Genomic DNA, 21,268 nt, shown 5'->3' with positions numbered 1-21,268 from the left:
TTGTTATAATTGAAATATATTTAATATAATTTAGAGAGGTATTTATTATGGATTTTTATATTATACTTTGAATATTTTTAATATCATTAACTATTAATTTTATTTTCTTTATGATAGCTTTTATTTTTAAAACTACTATTTTAACTGATATTATTTATTGTTTAAGTTTTATTTATTTAAGTGTGATCATCGTTGCGTGAAAGCAAAATTTTAGTCCTGTCCAAATTTCGTTGTTTGTTCTTTATAATATTTGAGCTCTAAGATTAGGTAGTTTTTTATTATTAAAAATTATTAAACATAAGGTTGAATATCGTTTTGATAAAATTATTATTAATTTTTGAAAATTTAGTATTTTTTCAATTTTACAAGGAATTTCAGTTTTTATGATTAGTATTCCTACGGTTTTTGCATTAAGTCTTGATATTGGTTATTTTAATAGTACATTTAATAATTACTTACTTATTTTTATTATGCTTGCTATTTTATTTTTAGTTATTGAGACAATTGCAGATTGACAAAAGTTTAGATTTTCCTTAAAGAAAAAACATGATTTATTTTTTATTAATTATGGTTTATGAAAAGATTGTCGTCACCCTAATTATTTAGCAGAAATTGAGTTTTGATATATGATGACAGCATTGTTTATTTGTGATTTATTATTTAAAAATATTAATAGTGATATAAATTATTTATTTCATTTATTATGATTATTAAGTCCGTTGTATTTTAATGTTGTAGTAATTAATATTACCGACATACCAATATGAGAAGTAAAACAATGACAAAGGTTCCACTCTAATGAAGATTATTACAAATATTTAAATGAAACTAGTTGTGTAATGTGTTATATTGGTAAAAAAGGTCCAATTAATAAAGTGAAAAAATTAATATATAAAAAATAAGAACATATGTTCTTATTTTTTATATATTAATTTATTAAATTCTTTTTATTGCACTATTAACAAAATCTTCATTTGGATCAAATTTAGTTTCGTTATTAATATTTCATAATTTTTCTTGCTCTGTTTTAGTAACTTTATTAGGCATTTGTATATCAAGAATAACATGTAAATCACCACGTTTACTACTATTAGGGTAATAGAATCCCTGATTTTTTAAAGTAATTTTGTCACCGTATTGTAGTCCTAATGGTAATTTATGTTTAATTATTCCTTCAAAGGTAGGAATCATAATAATATTTCCCAAAATAATATCTAAGTAAGATACTGGTAATTTAATATACATATCACTACCTTGACGATCTAAGAAAGCATGTCGCTTAATATTAATACCAACAAATAAATCGCCTTGAGTGCCACCATTATGACCAATTTTACCTTTACCTTTAATTCTAATTTGTTGACCATCAAAAATACTGCGAGGAATATCAAATTCTAATTTTTGATTTTCAATATAATAGCGATGTCCTTTGCATTTTAAACATTTTTGACGAATAATTTTACCAAGTCCTTGACATTGGTTGCAAACACCTTGATGTCTAAACATACCTAATGGTGATTGTTGAACATATTCAAGAACTCCTTTACCTTTACATTTATCACATGTACTAATATCATTAGGAGTTCTAGCACCAGTTTCTTTACAATCATTACAAGCAACATCAATGTTAATACTAATGGTCATTTTTTTGCCAAAGAATACATCACGATAACTAATTTCAACTTTTGTTAGGATATTATCACCTGGTGTTTTACCATTATAGCGTTGTTGTTGTTGTCTTCTATTACCACCAAATAAGTCACCAAATAAGTCACCAAATGCCGAACTAAAGTCACCGAAACCACCAAAGCCACCGAAGCCAGAAGAACTACCAACTCCGGGCATATCATGACCAAATTGATCATATTTTGCTCTTTCATTAGTATCAGATAAAACTTGATAAGCTTCACTTATTTCTTTAAATCGAGCTTCATCACCACCACTTGGTGAATCGGGATGATATTTTTTTGCAAGCGTACGAAACGCTTTCTTAATTTCATCTGGAGTAGCATTACGCGAAACTCCTAGAATTTCATAATAATCACGTTTTTTACTTGCCATTTTGTCCACCTCTAATTATTTTATTTAGTTGTTGCGTCAACATCAATAACATCATCACTTTTATTATCATCTTTTTTAATATGATCTGTTGGTTCTTGTTTTTGTTGGTTCATAAATTGTTGTGCAGCAGCAAATGCTTGTTTTAATTGTTCTAGTTTTTCTTTTAAATCATCATATTTTTTTTCATCTAGTGATTTTTGTAAGTCATCACGTAGTTTTTTCATTTCAGCAATTTGTGGATTTTCTGCTTCGCCTTCTTTTGCTGATTTAGTAACTTCAGCAGTCATTTTATCAATATCATAAATATAGGCTTGTGCTTGATTAGATAATTCAATTTCTTCTTTATGTTTTTCATCGTTTTCACGATTCTTTTCAGCATCTTGTACCATTTTTTCAATTTCGTCTTTACTTAAAGTACCACTATTGCTAATAGTAATTTTTTGTTCTTTATTAGTTTTTAGATCTTTAGCACTAACAGATACAATACCATTAACATCGATATCAAAAGTAACTTCAATTTGTGGAACACCTCTTGGTGCTGGTTCGATACCACTTAATTGGAAACGACCCAGTGAATGATTATCTTTAGCTAGTGGACGTTCTCCTTGTAAAACACTAATATCAACAGCGGGTTGATTGTCTTCAGCAGTTGAAAAAACTTGTGACTTTTTAGTAGGAACAGTAGTATTACGAGAGATTAATGGCGTCATTACTCCTCCTAAAGTTTCAATACCTAATGATAAAGGAGTTACATCTAATAGTAAAACGTCAGTAACATCACCCGATAATACTCCTCCTTGAATAGCAGCACCCAAAGCTACTACTTCATCAGGGTTAACACCACGATGTGGTTCTTTACCAATTTCGTTTTTAATAACTTCTTGCACAGCTGGGATTCTTGTTGAACCACCAACTAAAATAACTTCATCAATTTCATTTTTGCTTAATTTAGCTTCTTTTAAGGCATCACGAACAGGAGCAATAGTTCTTTCAACTAGTGATTTTGTTAGTTCATTAAATTTGGCACGTGTTAATTTTTCATTTAAATGTAATGGACCTGAGGCATTCATTGAAATAAATGGTAATGAAATATCAGCTTGTACTACTCCTGATAAGTCTTTTTTTGCTTTTTCAGCAGCATCTTTTAAACGTTGCATTGCCATTTTATCTTTTGATAAGTCAACACCATTACTTTTTTTGAATTCACTAACTAAATGTTGAACAATTAAGGCATCAAAGTCGTCACCACCAAGTTTGTTATCACCACTAGTTGATAATACTTCAAATGTTCCACCTGCTAATTCTAGAACTGAAACGTCAAATGTTCCACCACCTAAGTCAAATACTAAAATTTTGTGATCTTTATCTTGTTTGTCTAAACCATAAGCGATGGCAGCAGCAGTTGGTTCGTTAATAATTCTTTCTACTTTTAATCCTGCAATAATTCCTGCATTTTTAGTAGCTTCACGTTGTTCATTGTTAAAGTAAGCAGGAACAGTAATAACTGCTTTTGATATTTTTTTACCTAATTTTGATTCAGCAAAAGTTTTAATAGTGCGTAAAATTTCTGCAGATACTTCTTCTGGTTTACGTGTTTTAGTACCGGCTTTAACTGTTTCTTTAGTTCCCATAATTCTTTTAATTGAACTAACAGTATTATCTGGATCAGTAATAGCTTGACGTTTAGCAACTTCACCAACCATAATTTGACCATCTTTGTAAGCAACAACTGATGGTGTTGTTCTTCCGCCTTCGGCATTTTCAATAACTTTTGGCTTATCACCTTCCATTACGGCAACACATGAATTAGTTGTTCCTAGATCGATTCCTAAAATGATTTCTTTATTTGTTGTTTTATTTGTAGACATAATATTTTCACTCCTTAATTTTTCTTTGTTTCTGTTTTTTCTTCTTTAGTTTGAAAAACTTTAACTTTAGTGGTGCTAATGACACGATTATGCAATTCATAACCATTAGCTATAACTTCAACAATAGTATTATTTTTTACATTTTGATAAGCATTGTTTGTATTATCATTAATAATTTCTACTGCCTCATGTTGGTGAGAATTAAATTGATCTCCAACTTTAGCAGTAATTTCTTTTAAACCTTCTTTACCAAGTGCTTTAATTAATTCTTCATAGATAAATTTAAAACCAACTAGGAAATTTTGAACAGCTGCATTATCAGTTTTAAAGTTTAGTGCTCGTTGGAAATTTAATAAAGTATGAACTAAATCTTTAATAATTTTTTGGTTAGCATATTTAATGTGTTCTTTATTTTGAATTTCTAATTCTTTAATGGTATTTAATCTAGTAGCTAGCATTAATTGCTTTTGTTGTGAATTAATTTTATTAAGTTCTGTTGTTAATTCTTTAATTTTTGTTTCTAATTCGATTTCTTTATTTAATGATATTTTTTCTTCTTCGACACTTACTGGTGTTTCAGTAACAGGAGTTGAAATAGTTGTATCTTTAGTTTCTGTTGCTGATACGTTATCAATGTTATCTTTTTTAGCTTTTGTCATTTTATCATCTCATTTCTATTTAAAGTTTTTAATCAATGTTTGATTAATCCAATTTAGAATTTCAGTTAGTTTTTCATATTCTAAACGTTTAGGTCCAACAATTGCAATTTGTCCTTGTTCACCATCATGAACTTTAAAAGTAGTAGTAATCATTGCCATATCGTTATTTTCATTACCCAGTTCTTCACCAATTTTAATTTGTAGTTGATTATTATTTAATTCATCAAAATACATTCATGGTGATTGTGATTCAATGAATTTAATAATTGTTTTAACCTTATTAATATCATTAAATTCAGGATTTTCTAACATATATTGAACACCGTGTGTTGTTGATAGTGGTCGTGAGAAATTAATTAAAGTGTTAACAAATCCTTGAATAATATATTCTGATTTTTGTACTTGTTGTTCAAGGATTGGTTTTAATAAATTTACTTTCTCACTAATTTCACTAATTTTAGTACCAATTAATCTGGTGTTAAAAATATCAATGGCAATTGATAAATCGGTTAATGATGTTTCTTGAATATTAAACATTTTGTTTTGAACATGACCATTACTAGTAATACAAATTGTTAAAGCATTATCATTACTAATCGGTATTAATTCAATTTTTTTTAAAGTATCTTCATTAATATTAGGACCAGTAACAATACTAATCAAATTAGTCATTTCACTTAAAATACTACTAGTTTTATTTAATACTTCGGTAATTACTAAGTTACGGTTATTAAATACTTCTGCTATTTTTTTCTTCAAGATTTCTAGTTCTTGATGTTCACCCATATTCATTAAATTATCAACATAATAGCGATAACCTTTTGTTGAAGGAATACGACCACTAGAGCTATGTGCTTTTTCTAATAATCCTAATGTTTCTAATTCAACACATTCATTACGAATAGTAGCACTAGAAAAATTAATATTGTTATTATTTTCTAAAATAGTTTTGCTACCAATTGGTAATCCTGTTTTAATATATTTTTCAACAATGATTTTTAAAATTTGTGATTGTCTGTTACTTAACATTGTTCACCACCTTTTTTAGCATTCATTAACATTGAATGCCAATACTTATATAATTATAACTGAGAGTGTAATAATATCAAGACTTAATTGAATTTTATTTTTTTACTGAGAATAAACATATTGTCTTTATTGATAGTAATTATCATTCGTTTGTGGGGTATTAGTTCTTCTTTAATAATAGCTTGTGCGATAATAGTTTCAATATAGTGTTGAATATAGCGTTTAATCGGTCGTGCGCCATATTCTTCATCATAAGCATCTTTTAGTATTTTATTAACTACTTCTGATTCATAAGATAATTGTAAATTTTTTTCTTGTCTTAATCGCAATAATAAAGTATCTAATTCTTTAATAATAATTTCTGTTATAACTTTTTTACTTAATGGATTGAAGATAACAATTTCATCAATTCGATTAATAAATTCTGGTCGAAATGATTTTTTTAAGATATTTAATGCTTGCTCTTTGCTGTTATCTTTACCACTTAATAGTTCTTGTGAACCAAGATTTGAAGTCATAATAATTATTGTGTTTTTAAAGTCAATTAAGAGACCATGACTGTCTGTAATTCTACCTTCATCAAGAATTTGTAATAAAATATTTAATACTTCAGGATGGGCTTTTTCGATTTCATCAAAAAGAATGATACTATAAGGATTTCTTCTTACTTTTTCGGTTAATTGTCCACCGTTTTCATAACCAACATAGCCAGGAGGTGAACCTAGTAATTTGCTAACTGCGTGTTTTTCCATAAATTCTGACATATCAATACGAACCATATTTTTTTCGCTATCAAATAAAATATCAGCTAAGGTTCTAGCAACTTCAGTTTTTCCAACACCGGTTGGACCCAAGAAAATAAATGAACCAATTGGGCGATTGGGATCTTTAATGCCAGCACGAGCTCTAATTAAAGCATCACTTACCAACTGTAGGGCATTACTTTGACCTTTAATTCTCGTATTTAAAGTTAAGGGTAATTTTAATAATTTTTCTTTTTCGGTTGCTAATAAACGAGTAACAGGAATGCCAGTTCATTTTGCAACAACTTTTGCAATATCTTCACTAGTAACATCTTCGCGTAGTAAAGGATTATCTTTTTTTATATTTTCACTATCTTTAAGTTCTTTTTCTAAGTTGGGAATAATACTATATTGTAGTTCACCAGCTTTTGTAAAATTACCTGATAATTGATACAATTCTAATTCTGATTTAGCATTTTCTAATTTATTTTTTAAACTAGTAATATGGTCTAATGCTGACTTTTCTTTGATTCATTTATCTTCTAATTGTTGTAAAATATTTTTTTTAGTTTTTAATTGTTTATCGACTTCAATTAGTCTTGTTTGCGAATTTTCATCTTTTTCTTTGCTTAAGGCTGCTTGTTCAATTTTTAATTGTAAGACTTTTCTTCTTATATCATCTAAATCACTAGGAACCGAAGCAATTTCAGTTTTAATACTAGCACAAGCTTCATCAATTAAGTCAATTGCTTTATCAGGTAAGTAACGATCATTAATATATTTATTAGATAGATAAACAGCTTCTCTTAATGCACTATCATGAATTTTGACACCATGATAAGCTTCAAAACGTTCTTTTAAACCACGTAAGATAGCAGTTGTATCTTCTGTTGTTGGTTCTTTAATAATCATCTTACGAAATCTTCGTTCAAGGGCTGCATCTTTTTCAATGTATTGACGATATTCGTCAAGTGTTGTGGCACCAATACAACGTAGTTCACCGCGTGCTAACATTGGTTTTAGTAAATTAGAAGCATCCATTGAACCTTGTGTTCTACCAGCACCAACAATTAAATGTAGTTCATCAATAAATAAAATAATTTTTCCATTAGAATTTTTAATTTGGTTAATAACCGCTTTTAATCGTTCTTCAAACTCACCTTGGAATTTAGCGCCAGCAATTAGTGCTCCCATATCTAGTTCATAAATAATTTTATCTTTTAAGTTACTGGGAACATCACCACGAACAATACGTTGGGCTAAACCTTCAATAATAGCAGTCTTACCAATACCAGGTAAACCGATTAAGACGGGGTTGTTTTTAGTTTTTCGTAAGAGTATTTCTTCTACTTTACGAATATCTTCATCACGTCCAATAATAGGATCCATTTTTCCTGTTTTAGCTTGTACAATTAGATTACGAGCAAATTTATCAAGAATTTTAGGATCATTACTATAGTTAGGGATTTCATTTAATTGCATAATGTCACTCCTCTTTTTAGCACTATAATTACTTGATTGCTAATCATATTAATATACTAACAAATAAAATTAGCAGTTTCAAGTAGTAACTGCTAATTTTATATTTAATTGACTTAGGGATAAGTATTTTCAATTAAAGAAACTTAATATAATATTAATATTTGTGATAGATCTTGTAGGTATTTTAGATCTTAAATATATATTTCTCGTGTAAATAATATATATCATATTTTTAAAAGAATTGATATACTAATTACATAATTGCTAGATAAAAATAAAAAATAGTAATTTAATAACTTTTAAATATTAAATTTATAAGGAAATATTATGAAACAATTTAAACAAAAATTAATTTTATTACTTAGTGCTAGCAGTTTATTAGTAACCTCAGTATTAAGTATTAGTTTTAATAATAAAAATCATCAAACTAGTAATAGTAAAGTTAGCGGCTTTCATATTACTGTTAAGTCATCAAATCGTAACTTAGTTAATAGTATTAAATCTTGAAATAATGATTCACAATATTTATATAATAATGTTAAAAGTACACCATTAAATGTTAATTTTGATAGTTATGATCAAATTATTAATAATGATTGAACACATAGTAATATTGAAACCAATGATATTATTAATGATCAAGGTTATAGTCAATTAAAAAGTATTATTAATGATAATAGTAGTTATTTTAAAAATGCACAAGGTTTTCTTACTGCGGGTGCTTTTGGTCATACTTTTAATGAAAAAAGTAATAATTTAATTTTACAATATCATCAAACAATTAAAGAAAGTATTGATGCAGGACTTTTTGCAACAATATATGAAGCAAGTGACATTAATACTTTAATGGAAGTTCCATATAATTTACAACCAAGTACTAATTTTCAAAAATCTAATTTTGAAACGCGTGCTAAAATATTTCCAATTGGACCATTTGCAAATACTAAGGATAGTTTTAGTAATGAAATATTTGTTTTTTATGTGCATCCTCCTTTTAAAAAATCAGGATTAGAAATTTCTATTAATAATGAAAACAGAGAAATAAAAAAAATTGTTAAAACTAATAGTAATAAAACTTTTGACTATGCTATTTTAAACCAAGATTATACTAAAAATAAACCCACTATATATAATGTTAAATGAAATGATAGTGATGGTAGTACCGTTTTAAGACAAGAAACACTTACTATTAATAGTTCTATGCCAGACATTCAATTTATTAATGAAAAAGAAGATAAATCTTCATTAATTCATCAATATTTTATTAATGAAGAAAAAAATAATAATTTACAAATGATTGCTTTTAGCCAAATTAAATCAGAAGCTGTTATTACTGCTAATGTTAGTGAAGATAAATGAATATATCAGCGTGTTGATGATAATCTTGTTCCACAAGAAGAAAAGGTAACACCTATTTCAAATCAACCATTAAAAACATATCAATCTGAAGATCATACTATTTATTTATTACAAAGAATAGTAAATGATAAAGTTGATAGTTCTTCAAGACAATATTTAAATATTTATAATATTAATCCTTTATCAACTAAGTTTTCTGGTTTTACTAATTTTGCTAATAGTCAATCTGGTATTGATTTTAATCAGTATTTACAAGAAACCACTAATATAGATTGTGCAATTGATGTACTAAATCCAGGTCAATTACGTTATTGATTATTGTTTTATGAGCACGATTTAATTACTCATTTATATGCTAATGTTAAACATGATGAAAAAAATAAAAATAACCCTTTTGCCTTACCAGAAATAAAACCAAAAACAACAACTTTAATTAATAATTGAAATATTATAATTATTGGTAGTACTTTTTTATTAGTTATTATTGCTATTCCAGTAGTTATAGCAATATTAAGAAGAAAGAAAATTAAAAAGTAAGCAGTTTGGGGTAACTCTAGTCATTATAGATATAGTTTACTAAATTTGGGAGCATACCGAAGATGTCAATAATATTCAAATTTGTCTTAAAATTATAAAGTTAGACGAAAATAATTTTGACTTCAATATGCAATTGTATGTTAATATTAACACTTGTAAAATATTAGTCAACAATAATACTTACTTTTATAATTCAAAAATCCTTATTAATAGTTACTTTAATAAGTTTTATTTTATTTTTAGTTATTTTTAAATTTAAGTTTTTATTTTATAATAACTGGATGGCGGTATTTATTTGATAGCATTTAAAATTAACCATTTTTGTATACATATCAATATTATAGGTTCTATCACCAATCATATGCTTTAAAATTTGTTTAATATTAGTTTCAGTAAAGCAACCAATATTTTCAACTAATGCTTGGTTTAATACGCCATCTTTTGCATTAATAAAATAACCAACTTTTAATTTTTTATATTGCAAAGTTAGTAATTGTAAAAAATCAATTAATTCATAATATTGACCTTTGGAAAATAAATTTATTGCATTTTGATAGTGTAATTTAGCAATTTTATTTTTTCTTCTTCCGGCCATTATACCAAGAAATAAAACATGAAAAGCATGGAATTTATCTAAAATAAATTTAGCATTTAAAATTGTAGCAGTTTTTCTAATTCATTTTGCACTATCTCCACAAACTACTAAATTTGCTTGGTCAAAATTTTCAAAATATAAATTACCATATGTTTGAATTAATTTAGCTGTTTTTTCTGCACCAATTTCTGTTTTTGATACTCTTATTTTACATACAGCTCTTTTATTAATTAATTTTCCATTTTTCTTTTTACCAGTACAAAATACTATTAATCTCATAGAACATTTTTTACAATTTTTAGTATTGTGTTTTTCATTAAACTTAAATTTTCTATGTCCCTCATCAATATTTATGTATAGAGTTTGATTTAGTTGCAATGGTATTTTAGGAATATTAGCTTTTGGTAATTCAAACTTTTTATATGTTCTACAAACTGTACTAGTACCTATTAAATCTTCAATAAAAGTATCACAAACATCACGATACTTTTTTCCATCAGCAAAAAATTTTAAAATTTGTTTAATAACATTAGGTGCAAGTTTACTATATTTTTTAACACCAAGATAATTATCTAATAAAGATACGTATTCAGTTTTTTGTTTTTCTATGTTATAATGTGTACAAATACGTCGTTTATAATTTAATAAACCTTTTTTTGTTTTTAATTTTCTTTTTCTAAATCTATATGATTTATATGCAGATTTATCACATGTACTTCATAAATAATCATCTATTTTTGCAAATAATTCTTCTGTTTGTTGTAAATTTAATTCATCTTGATTAAAATAGTGTTTGTCTCAATCAAAATGATTAGGAAATGGTAATTTTATCATTTTTAATTTTCCTTTCTTTTAAATAATTTAATTTTAACTTATATGTGTTAATAAGGAGTAAATATGGCTTTTATCACTAGTTATGCACAATTAAATAAAAAATATAATCTTAATTTTAGTGATAATAATTATGGTTTTAGTTGAGATATTTTTAAACAATTTGTTGGTGATGAATGAGCAGAATATTTTACTACTAATTGTTTTTATCGTTTTATTCCAACTGCAGGGGGAACAAGAAAAACTTGAAATTGTTTAGCATTTGATTTATTTATATGCTGTAATTTTAGCGATAGCAGTGTTCAAGAAGTAAGAAGATACGAAAATACCCATAGTGAAACTACAATTGGTGCTTTAATGAATGTTTGGACATATTCCGTAATTAAATTTAATTAATTGTCAATAAAATTGTTTTAAAACTATTTAGTGTTATTGAATATAGAAATAAATATTTTTTGAAAAAATAGTTTAAAAAATGAGTTTACATTTTAAACAAAAAATTGTTAATAATATTTTTATATTAACTCGATAAAAATTTAAATTTTAAAAAAATATTTTTAATATTTTTTTTATTTTAATGGTTTTATTTTATTAAAAATTTCACAAAGTAAGTTAAATCTTAAGTACATAAGTCTAAATTTAGATTTTCTACATTTATTTACTAAAATTTTGAATCTTTTCAATCAAGCAAAGACATGTTCAACTTTAATTCTAATTTTAGATACAATCTTATTGTATTTTCTTTCTTGTTTAGTTAATTTTTTATTTTTAGTTCTTTTAATTGGTATTATTGTATTTTTATAAATATTTTGTATACCTTGATATCCTAAATCACCAATAATTATTGTTTTTTCTGAAAATTCAAGATTTGAATTTTTTAATATTTGAAAATCATGCACTTTACCATTATCAGCAAAAATATCAACAATTTTTTTATTAAAAAAATCATATACAATTTGAAATTTTATAGAATACATTCAACTTTTACCAGAAAAATATTCTAACTGTAGTTTTTTTTAGTTGGTCTTTCAATTTCAATCTCAGTTGAATCAATTAAATAAAATTGAAATTCATTTGAATTTTCTTGTTTTTTATCAATTTTTAATTTATATCTTTCTTTTAAAAATTGGTAATCTTTGTGGTTACTAAGTTTATTTTCTACTCAAGTAATATTTCGAAAACAACTTGATGGGCTCATTTTAGATTTAATACTCATTTGAAAAAAAGTATAATATTCTTTTCAGTATAATAAAGTCATCATTAATCTTTCTTCTACTGAAAGTTTATTTTTTCGACCTTTATTTTTTTCTAATTTTTCTATTTCAATTAATTTTTCTAACATTTCATTAAAATGAAAACGTTTTATACCAAAATATCTATAAAATTCTTCATTTTTTAATTTTTTTAAATTTTCAAAAATCATTTTTATCAACACTTTTCTAAATTTATTGTTAATAACAAAATTATAAAATAAATTTTAAAATTATTAATTGACTTTTAAAAAATTTAATTACGGAATATGTCTTTTGTCAAGTCTTACTAGAAAAATATGATATTAATTTATTACCTAATAATTCATATGGTATTAAGTGAAAAATTACTAAGGATGGTGGTAGTATTATTTTTCCTAATAATCAACAAATTGATTTTATTGGTTATGCTAATGGTAATAAGATTTTTGGAAAAGAAGCAGGTGGGTCAAGTTTTTTAGGTTCACGTACTGATGAAATAATTATGGCAGAAGAAAAAGAAACATTAACAGAAAAGCAATTAACATATCGATATGAATGATTACAAAATTCTATGTTTAGAAGTAATCGTATTAAAGTTTCAAATGAACCAATTAAAGAGTGAAGTTGAACATTTATTGATAAAAATATATATAGTAGTACCTTTGGAAAATCAATTACTCGCTATTTTTACAAAAGTTTTTTTATTACTTTTACATGCAATCCTTATGATAAATACCACCCATTTTATTTAAAGTATTGCACGCCATTTTTACCTTTAAATGATAAGGTCATGGAAAATCTTAAAAAAGTTGGTAAAATTTATTATGAAAATAAAGATATATTTAGTGGTTTAGGCTTATTTATTTTAAGATTTACTATTAAACCGTTTTGAGATAAATTACCTGAAATTCAACAAAAAACATTATTAGAAATGGAAAAAAGTAATCCTGATGAATTTAATACTGTTTATTATGGTTTTGAATTTTTAGATAGTGATGCAACAATTTTCCCATTTCAAAAAACAGTAAAATATTGACAATTATATGACTTAAAACAATTTTATAATCAAGAAAAAGATATGTATAAATTTGATTTTTATAGTGTTGGTATTGATTGAGCAACTGGTCCAAAAGACCATACTGTATTTATGATAGTTGGTTTTAAAGAATATAATAATACTGGATATTATGACCCTTATGTTATTTGTGAATTAGTAGTTACTCCAAATGATTTTATTAATGAAAATGAAAAAATTAATGCTTATGTAAATGAAATTTTAGGATTAATGGATAATTTTGAAAATTTTGACCAAGCAATTTATTTTTATGATGATAAAGCAAGAACAGCCATTGATTGATTAAATCAAAAATTAATAGATGAACATAATACTATTTTAATAACACAAACTGCTATTAAACATGCTTCAAATCTAAATCAAGAAGCAGGATTAACTAATAGAGTAGTTTGAATGAGAAATATTGGACATATTCCGTAATTAAATTTAATTAATTGTCAATAAAATTGTTTTAAAACTATTTAGTGTTATTGAATATAGAAATAAATATTTTTTGAAAAAATAGTTTAAAAAATGAGTTTACATTTTAAACAAAAAATTGTTAATAATATTTTTATATTAACTCGATAAAAATTTAAATTTTAAAAAAATATTTTTAATATTTTTTTTATTTTAATGGTTTTATTTTATTAAAAATTTCACAAAGTAAGTTAAATCTTAAGTACATAAGTCTAAATTTAGATTTTCTACATTTATTTACTAAAATTTTGAATCTTTTCAATCAAGCAAAGACATGTTCAACTTTAATTCTAATTTTAGATACAATCTTATTGTATTTTCTTTCTTGTTTAGTTAATTTTTTATTTTTAGTTCTTTTAATTGGTATTATTGTATTTTTATAAATATTTTGTATACCTTGATATCCTAAATCACCAATAATTATTGTTTTTTCTGAAAATTCAAGATTTGAATTTTTTAATATTTGAAAATCATGCACTTTACCATTATCAGCAAAAATATCAACAATTTTTTTATTAAAAAAATCATATACAATTTGAAATTTTATAGAATACATTCAACTTTTACCAGAAAAATATTCTAACTGTAGTTTTTTTTAGTTGGTCTTTCAATTTCAATCTCAGTTGAATCAATTAAATAAAATTGAAATTCATTTGAATTTTCTTGTTTTTTATCAATTTTTAATTTATATCTTTCTTTTAAAAATTGGTAATCTTTGTGGTTACTAAGTTTATTTTCTACTCAAGTAATATTTCGAAAACAACTTGATGGGCTCATTTTAGATTTAATACTCATTTGAAAAAAAGTATAATATTCTTTTCAGTATAATAAAGTCATCATTAATCTTTCTTCTACTGAAAGTTTATTTTTTCGACCTTTATTTTTTTCTAATTTTTCTATTTCAATTAATTTTTCTAACATTTCATTAAAATGAAAACGTTTTATACCAAAATATCTATAAAATTCTTCATTTTTTAATTTTTTTAAATTTTCAAAAATCATTTTTATCAACACTTTTCTAAATTTATTGTTAATAACAAAATTATAAAATAAATTTTAAAATTATTAATTGACTTTTAAAAAATTTAATTACGGAATATGTCTATTATGAGTTATGGAAACTTTTATGCTAATAAAGATGATTTACCAAAAACTACTCAATGTTTAGAAGAATTACGTTATGACCAAACCAAAACTAACATTCCTGACAAAAATATGTATCAAGACCCATATGATGCATTGTTTTATGCACTATATCCATATAAAAATATAATTAGGGGTAAAAATAATGCTACTGTGAAAAAAAGCATCTTCACATTTGCCATATAATAAACAAGTACAATATAATTAATAGTTATGGTTTCACAAAATAAACGCCTTGAATTTAGGCGTTATTTTTCGTTTAAAAGCATACTTGTAAAAATAATGAAAAATAGTACAATTTTAAAGTAAAATTAAGACATAAAGAGTAATTTAATATGAGTCAATTTGAAAAACATAAAATAGAACAATCTATTAAAGATTTTAAGAAAAATATAGAAAATGCTCATACAGAAATATCTTTTTTAGAAAAGAAAAAAAATCAAGAATTTAATAATATATCTTTAAAAGACACATCTTTTGATTTTACTGATTGAAATAAAAAAATAAATTCTAAAATTAAATACCACGAATCTGTAATAGATTATTTTAATGAAAAAATATATCAAAGTAATGAATTATTATTAATATTAAATACTAAAAAAGCACCAGTTTTTTCAAAAAAAATCATAAATAGTATTGATAATAAAATAGAAAAATCTAAACCAATTAATATTGCAAAAGGTAAAAGAATAAAACCATAAATATTCTTGTAGGAAGGACAATAAAATGAAAACATGAATAAAAACAAATTTAAACAAAATAACATTAGCATTAGCATTAACTGGTGCTATAAGGAGGCTTTTATGTAATCTGTGTATCTTTGTTTTACAAAGTACTAGTTTAGATTAATTCTATCTTCAAATTTTATCATAAAATGAGCAATTGCTGTATTTCAATTTTGAATGGGCATTGTTCATTTTTTTGTTATATTTTCAATTGCTAAATAAAATATTTTAAAAACTGCCATATCATTAGGAAAAACTTTTTTATTTCTGATAACTTTTCGTAATTGACTATTTACAGATTCAATAGCATTTGTTGTATAAATAACTCTTTTGATTTCTGTAGGATAACTAATAAAAACCATTAAATTATCTCAATTTTTATATCAAGATTTAGCAATTTGAGGATATTGTTTATTTCACTTATTTTCAAAGGATTCTAAAGCCTGCATTGCTTGTTCTTCACTACATGCAGTATAAATTGGTTTTAAATCTGCAACTAGAGATTTTCTATGCTTATATGAGACATATTTCAAACTATTTCTAATTTGATGAACTATGCATAATTGATGTTCTGTTTTAAGATAAACTGATTGTATTGCTTCTGACATGCCTGTTAAATTATCACTGCAGGCAATAAAAATATCATTTAAGCCACGATTTTTCATTTCTGTTAAATTTGCTAATCAAAATTTAGCACCTTCATTTTCACTAATTCATAAACCTAAAACATCTTTTTTACCTTCTAAATCAACTCCTAAAGCTATATAAACTGATTTATTAATAATCCTTTTATCTTGTCGTACTTTCACTACTATGCAATCAAAATAAACAATCGGATAGACACTTTCTAATGGTCGATTTTGCCATGCTTTTACATCATCAATAACATCATCAGTAATTTGACTAATAACACTTTCACTAATATCAGCACCATGATATAACTCTTGTAATTGCATTCTAATATCTGATAATGTCATACCTTTTGCATATAAAGAAAGAACTTGTTGATCAAAACCATCAAATCTTCTTTGTCTTTTTGCAACTATTATAGGATTAAAATTACTATTGCGATCTCGTGGTACATCAATCTCAATTTTACCTTGTTGAGTTATTATTTTTTTTGAACTTATACCATTACGAGCATTGTCACTATTAATATGTTGATTCTTTTCATATCCCAAATAATTTTGCATCTCAGAATTCAACATTTTTTCTACTAATCTTTTTGTTAATTCTTTATACAATCCTCCCTCTTTAAAAACTGTTGTTAAATCTTCAGTATTTTCTAATAATAAATCTACTGCTTTTGATATTGGATCATTATTATTAATATTTTGCTTTTTAGCCATCTGTAACTCACTCTTTCTAGTCATTTAATTATATTTACTAGAATTAATTAAACATAGTTATTTTTGTAAGTTACACAGATTACTAAACATTACCGCTATAAGTGGAGTAACTGGTTTAATAATTGGCTCAGTAGCACAAAACAAAACTAATAACATAAGTTATTTTTTAAATCCTAATTATACAGTGACTTGGGGGGCTATTATATGGTCAGAAAAAATAAGTCGTAAACAAAAAATACATTTGTATTTTGATACAATAAAACAAAATCCTGATGATATAATATGAGATGGAAAATATCCAAAAGGATACTTTAATCATTAAGTTTCAATATTTATATAAGAAATATTTTCGTTATATTTATCAAATAAATTAATATTAGTTAAATTGATTTCTCGTTTATCTGTTATTAGAATTAAATCATAGTTACCAGCGCCAAATATGCCACTAATTTCAATCCGATTAATAATTTAAATCGGATTGAAATTTGTAATTCAAAATTACTATTATTATCAACTTGTGAAATTTCTTTATAAAATTCTAAACTAGAAAATAATTGAAATTTGTTTGAACCATATAAATTTAAAGCATTTTCAATTTTATTTTTATCAATAATTGCTCTTGTAAAATATTTTCCATATTCGCCATTTCCTAATGTTCAGTCAGCCGGAATTAATGATGGGATATTATTGCTTTCTAATTCGTTTGTAATAGATAATCAATTAAATTGATTATCATCAAGTTTGAATAATTGATTTTGACTAATATCATTATTTTTTAATTTATATTTATTAATATCTGTAAATTCAAAATAGACAGATTTTAATACTACTTTTGCATCTTTAAATTCTCAAACTTTTTCAGGTGTAGAATGTATGGGATTTGATTTTAATTCAAAATAATATGGTAATAATAATTTATAATCATCATTTAAACCATTATTAATTGACATTGTTGAATAAATATTTTTTGATAACATAATTACTATTTGTTTAAATATTTGAATTTGTGGTAAATTAATGTAATTTGGATAATCTAGTTCTCATTGCTTAAATAAATTAGTAATAACATCACTTGGTTTTTGATTTTCAAATTTAGCACGTAATTTTGCAATATCTTGTGACAAATTAGTAGGGTCAAAACCATCAAAATTTCTATTATAAGTATATGTGTAAGTTAGCATATCTAATAATACTTTTTGTAAACTATCAATTGGTGGTTTATCATTTACTTCAATTTCAATTGAATTAAAGTTCTGTGATAATTCAATAGCAATAACTCTACTTGGATATGGTGGGTTTGGTTCTTGATGACTATATAAGGAGGCTTTTATGTAATCTGTGTATCTTTGTTTTACAAAGTACTAGTTTAGATTAATTCTATCTTCAAATTTTATCATAAAATGAGCAATTGCTGTATTTCAATTTTGAATGGGCATTGTTCATTTTTTTGTTATATTTTCAATTGCTAAATAAAATATTTTAAAAACTGCCATATCATTAGGAAAAACTTTTTTATTTCTGATAACTTTTCGTAATTGACTATTTACAGATTCAATAGCATTTGTTGTATAAATCACTCTTTTGATTTCTGTAGGATAACTAATAAAAACCATTAAATTATCTCAATTTTTATATCAAGATTTAGCAATTTGAGGATATTGTTTATTTCACTTATTTTCAAAGGATTCTAAAGCCTGCATTGCTTGTTCTTCACTACATGCAGTATAAATTGGTTTTAAATCTGCAACTAGAGATTTTCTATGCTTATATGAGACATATTTCAAACTATTTCTAATTTGATGAACTATGCATAATTGATGTTCTGTTTTAAGATAAACTGATTGTATTGCTTCTGACATGCCTGTTAAATTATCACTGCAGGCAATAAGAATATCATTTAAGCCACGATTTTTCATTTCTGTTAAATTTGCTAATCAAAATTTAGCACCTTCATTTTCACTAATTCATAAACCTAAAACATCTTTTTTACCTTCTAAATCAACTCCTAAAGCTATATAAACTGATTTATTAATAATCCTTTTATCTTGTCGTACTTTCACTACTATGCAATCAAAATAAACAATCGGATAGACACTTTCTAATGGTCGATTTTGCCATGCTTTTACATCATCAATAACATCATCAGTAATTTGACTAATAACACTTTCACTAATATCAGCACCATGATATAACTCTTGTAATTGCATTCTAATATCTGATAATGTCATACCTTTTGCATATAAAGAAAGAACTTGTTGATCAAAACCATCAAATCTTCTTTGTCTTTTTGCAACTATTATAGGATTAAAATTACTATTGCGATCTCGTGGTACATCAATCTCAATTTTACCTTGTTGAGTTATTATTTTTTTTGAACTTATACCATTACGAGCATTGTCACTATTACTATGTTGATTCTTATCATATCCTAAATAATTTTGCATCTCAGAATTCAACATTTTTTCTACTAATCTTTTTGTTAATTCTTTATATAATCCTCCCTCTTTAAAAACTGTTGTTAAATCTTCAGTATTTTCTAATAATAAATCTACTGCTTTTGATATTGGATCATTATTATTAATATTTTGCTTTTTAGCCATCTGTAACTCACTCTTTCTAGTCATTTAATTATATTTACTAGAATTAATTAAACATAGTTATTTTTGTAAGTTACACAGATTACTAAACATTACCTATATAAGAAATATTGTTCGTTCTTTTTCATTTCAAAATCTGGTAATTTTTTCGGTACTGGTTTTCCACCATCATATTTACCAATTTTTGCATATGTTATTTTTGCATTATTAATAATTTCTTTTCTTGTTTCAGTTCCACCACCGATAGCAATTAAATCTAATACTGATTTTTCTTGTCCAATAAATTGTTTTGCTAAATTTCAAGGTAATATTTGTTCACTAAATCATTGTTCTAGTATTCTAACTTTTGGTTGAGTTTCAATAGGCATTGATAATAGCGGAAATGCTATCTTATCTTTAACAAATAACTTTGGGTATACTTCCATATTATCAACTTCACCAAGTACCTTTATATTGCCAAAAATCATGCTTCTAGGGGCTTTAATTTTTAAACCAATTACTTTGGTATCTTTATCTAATGGTTTTTGTAATTTAATAATAATTGGATAACCATCTCTTGTTTTAAAATCTTTAATTTTAATAATAGTTATACTTTTAGTACTTCTTGTTTTAGGGTTTTGATAAGGTTGTGAGTAGTTATTAATGATATATAAATTATCAATATTATTTTCAGTTAGTGGCTCATTAATAGATACAGCATATAACTTAAATTGATTTAATAAATTTATTTCTTGAAAAATTAAGTTTTTAATATCAGTCATACTATATTCAATAGTATTATCATTAATATTTGTGCTAGCTCTTTGATTTAATTGCATAGTAAAGTCTGATGTTTCAACAGCAGTAGTTTTTAATGCTTTATCAATATCAATAAAACCTATTTTAATAGTATTTGCTGAAAATTTTAAACTATTATTTTCATTATTTTTAAATAAACGTTCAATTTCATAAATATAAATTGTTCTTTGGATGGGTTACAATTTATTGGACACTAATTACGTAGACAAGTAAACAAATTTGTTAAAAGAAAGGAACTATAATTATGGCCAATATTAACTCATATACCGATGAATTTAAAAAACAAATAGTAGCTTTATATCAAAGTGGCAAATCAGTATCTTGCCTTGCTAAAGAATATAATGTTACAAGAGCAGCTACTTACAATTGAATTAAGCAATTTAGTAATTCAGGAAGTTTTAAAACTAAAGATAATCGTTCTTTTGAAGAAAATGAATTAATTAAATTAAGAAAAGAATTAAAGCAATTACGAATGGAAAATGATATTTTAAAGCAAGCAGCACTAATAATAGGCAGAAAATAGAAATTATTGTCAAAAATAAAGCTAAATATAAAATTCGCACAATGTGTCGTTTTTTAAAAATATCTAAATCAACATATTATTTTAATTTAAAGAAAAAAGAAAATAAAATCAAAAATAATATTTATGATGAAGCTGTTATTAGTGCTTTTAAAGAAAATAAAGAAGTTTATGGACTAGAAGATTAAAAAAAATTCTAGAAAACC

23 protein-coding genes are annotated in these 21,268 nt (G+C 24.7%); 9 read left to right on the top strand and 14 right to left on the bottom strand.

All coding sequences use genetic code 4. The annotated features are described in order from the left end of the window. The first annotated feature begins 47 nt into the window (after window positions 1-47). Complete coding sequence (locus AACL24_RS06595) at window positions 48-902, top strand: DUF1295 domain-containing protein (protein WP_339049232.1); 855 nt, start codon at window positions 48-50, stop codon at window positions 900-902. Window positions 903-936: 34 nt separating this feature from the next. Here the strand turns inward: AACL24_RS06595 and AACL24_RS06590 are convergent, their stop codons facing one another. The 5 genes from AACL24_RS06590 to AACL24_RS06570 form a co-directional block, all read right to left on the bottom strand. Continuing rightward, window positions 937-2,061: a DnaJ C-terminal domain-containing protein gene (locus tag AACL24_RS06590; RefSeq protein ID WP_339049231.1), complete on the bottom strand. Its 1,125-nt coding sequence runs from the start codon at window positions 2,059-2,061 to the stop codon at window positions 937-939. A 20-nt stretch (window positions 2,062-2,081) separates the two neighbouring features. Next, on the bottom strand, window positions 2,082-3,929 hold the full coding sequence (dnaK, locus tag AACL24_RS06585; RefSeq protein ID WP_339046440.1) for a molecular chaperone DnaK: 1,848 nt from the start codon (window positions 3,927-3,929) through the stop codon (window positions 2,082-2,084). A 14-nt stretch (window positions 3,930-3,943) separates the two neighbouring features. Continuing rightward, window positions 3,944-4,588, bottom strand: a complete 645-nt coding sequence (locus AACL24_RS06580) for a nucleotide exchange factor GrpE (protein ID WP_281748893.1) — start codon at window positions 4,586-4,588, stop codon at window positions 3,944-3,946. Window positions 4,589-4,603: 15 nt separating this feature from the next. Then, window positions 4,604-5,617, bottom strand: a complete 1,014-nt coding sequence (gene hrcA, locus AACL24_RS06575; protein WP_252320996.1) for a heat-inducible transcriptional repressor HrcA — start codon at window positions 5,615-5,617, stop codon at window positions 4,604-4,606. A gap of 83 nt (window positions 5,618-5,700) precedes the next feature. Beyond that, window positions 5,701-7,842, bottom strand: coding sequence for an ATP-dependent Clp protease ATP-binding subunit (locus tag AACL24_RS06570; protein WP_339049230.1), 2,142 nt, complete (start codon window positions 7,840-7,842; stop codon window positions 5,701-5,703). A gap of 327 nt (window positions 7,843-8,169) precedes the next feature. On the opposite strand from AACL24_RS06570, the gene AACL24_RS06565 reads away from it, so the two are divergent. Further along, a complete protein-coding gene (locus AACL24_RS06565; protein ID WP_339049229.1) occupies window positions 8,170-9,738 on the top strand; it encodes a hypothetical protein in 1,569 nt (522 codons plus the stop codon). 268 nt (window positions 9,739-10,006) lie between these two features. On the opposite strand, the gene AACL24_RS06560 is transcribed toward AACL24_RS06565, so the two are convergent. Further along, window positions 10,007-11,167 carry an Mbov_0401 family ICE element transposase-like protein gene (locus AACL24_RS06560; protein WP_339046499.1) on the bottom strand — a complete coding sequence of 387 codons (1,161 nt, stop codon included), beginning with the start codon at window positions 11,165-11,167 and terminating at the stop codon, window positions 10,007-10,009. 63 nt (window positions 11,168-11,230) lie between these two features. Between AACL24_RS06560 and AACL24_RS06555 the strand changes: the two genes are divergently transcribed. Beyond that, entirely contained in the window at window positions 11,231-11,560 is a 330-nt protein-coding gene (locus AACL24_RS06555; RefSeq protein WP_339049228.1) for a hypothetical protein, read from the top strand. Between the two features lie 173 nt (window positions 11,561-11,733). On the opposite strand, the gene AACL24_RS06550 is transcribed toward AACL24_RS06555, so the two are convergent. Together AACL24_RS06550 and AACL24_RS06545 are read right to left on the bottom strand one after the other, a co-directional pair. Then, the gene (locus AACL24_RS06550; RefSeq protein WP_339045908.1) at window positions 11,734-12,141 is read right to left on the bottom strand and encodes a transposase family protein; all 408 of its coding nucleotides are present in this window, start codon (window positions 12,139-12,141) and stop codon (window positions 11,734-11,736) included. Window positions 12,142-12,164: 23 nt separating this feature from the next. Beyond that, entirely contained in the window at window positions 12,165-12,587 is a 423-nt protein-coding gene (locus AACL24_RS06545) for a transposase family protein (protein WP_339045912.1), read from the bottom strand. 311 nt (window positions 12,588-12,898) lie between these two features. Here AACL24_RS06545 and AACL24_RS06540 point away from each other — a divergent pair, with 311 nt between their 5' ends. Next, entirely contained in the window at window positions 12,899-13,891 is a 993-nt protein-coding gene (locus AACL24_RS06540) for a hypothetical protein (protein ID WP_339049227.1), read from the top strand. A gap of 187 nt (window positions 13,892-14,078) precedes the next feature. Here AACL24_RS06540 and AACL24_RS06535 read toward each other — a convergent pair whose 3' ends face one another. Both AACL24_RS06535 and AACL24_RS06530 read right to left on the bottom strand, forming a co-directional pair. Next, entirely contained in the window at window positions 14,079-14,486 is a 408-nt protein-coding gene (locus tag AACL24_RS06535) for a transposase family protein (protein WP_339045908.1), read from the bottom strand. Between the two features lie 23 nt (window positions 14,487-14,509). Then, entirely contained in the window at window positions 14,510-14,932 is a 423-nt protein-coding gene (locus tag AACL24_RS06530; protein WP_339045912.1) for a transposase family protein, read from the bottom strand. Between the two features lie 96 nt (window positions 14,933-15,028). On the opposite strand from AACL24_RS06530, the gene AACL24_RS06525 reads away from it, so the two are divergent. The 3 genes from AACL24_RS06525 to AACL24_RS06515 all read left to right on the top strand — a co-directional run bounded on the left by AACL24_RS06525 (window position 15,029) and on the right by AACL24_RS06515 (window position 15,922). After that, entirely contained in the window at window positions 15,029-15,259 is a 231-nt protein-coding gene (locus AACL24_RS06525) for a hypothetical protein (protein ID WP_339049226.1), read from the top strand. A gap of 149 nt (window positions 15,260-15,408) precedes the next feature. Next, complete coding sequence (locus AACL24_RS06520) at window positions 15,409-15,774, top strand: hypothetical protein (RefSeq protein WP_339046503.1); 366 nt, start codon at window positions 15,409-15,411, stop codon at window positions 15,772-15,774. A 25-nt stretch (window positions 15,775-15,799) separates the two neighbouring features. Continuing rightward, window positions 15,800-15,922, top strand: a complete 123-nt coding sequence (locus AACL24_RS06515) for a hypothetical protein (protein ID WP_339049225.1) — start codon at window positions 15,800-15,802, stop codon at window positions 15,920-15,922. Here AACL24_RS06515 and AACL24_RS06510 read toward each other — a convergent pair. From AACL24_RS06510 to AACL24_RS06495, 4 genes are all read right to left on the bottom strand, one after another. After that, entirely contained in the window at window positions 15,909-17,147 is a 1,239-nt protein-coding gene (locus tag AACL24_RS06510) for an IS256 family transposase (RefSeq protein ID WP_339049407.1), read from the bottom strand. The genes AACL24_RS06515 and AACL24_RS06510 overlap by 14 nt on opposite strands. 413 nt (window positions 17,148-17,560) lie before the next feature. Further along, complete coding sequence (locus tag AACL24_RS06505) at window positions 17,561-18,328, bottom strand: hypothetical protein (RefSeq protein ID WP_339049224.1); 768 nt, start codon at window positions 18,326-18,328, stop codon at window positions 17,561-17,563. A gap of 180 nt (window positions 18,329-18,508) precedes the next feature. Next, window positions 18,509-19,747: an IS256 family transposase gene (locus AACL24_RS06500; RefSeq protein ID WP_339049405.1), complete on the bottom strand. Its 1,239-nt coding sequence runs from the start codon at window positions 19,745-19,747 to the stop codon at window positions 18,509-18,511. 89 nt (window positions 19,748-19,836) lie between these two features. Further along, on the bottom strand, window positions 19,837-20,562 hold the full coding sequence (locus AACL24_RS06495; RefSeq protein WP_339049223.1) for a hypothetical protein: 726 nt from the start codon (window positions 20,560-20,562) through the stop codon (window positions 19,837-19,839). A gap of 224 nt (window positions 20,563-20,786) precedes the next feature. Between AACL24_RS06495 and AACL24_RS06490 the strand changes: the two genes are divergently transcribed. Both AACL24_RS06490 and AACL24_RS06485 read left to right on the top strand, forming a co-directional pair. After that, window positions 20,787-21,065, top strand: coding sequence for a transposase (locus AACL24_RS06490; RefSeq protein WP_338987908.1), 279 nt, complete (start codon window positions 20,787-20,789; stop codon window positions 21,063-21,065). A gap of 41 nt (window positions 21,066-21,106) precedes the next feature. Beyond that, window positions 21,107-21,250 (top strand): hypothetical protein, encoded by a 144-nt coding sequence (locus AACL24_RS06485; RefSeq protein ID WP_339049222.1) that lies wholly within the window; start codon window positions 21,107-21,109, stop codon window positions 21,248-21,250. The last annotated feature ends 18 nt before the right edge of the window (window positions 21,251-21,268 follow it).

Origin of the sequence: Spiroplasma endosymbiont of Colias croceus (genome assembly GCF_964020095.1) — a bacterium.
Classification (GTDB): domain Bacteria; phylum Bacillota_I; class Bacilli_A; order Mycoplasmatales; family VBWQ01; genus Spiroplasma_E.
Note: the sequence above shows the minus strand (reverse complement) of the source record. Positions and strands in the feature narration are given on the sequence as shown.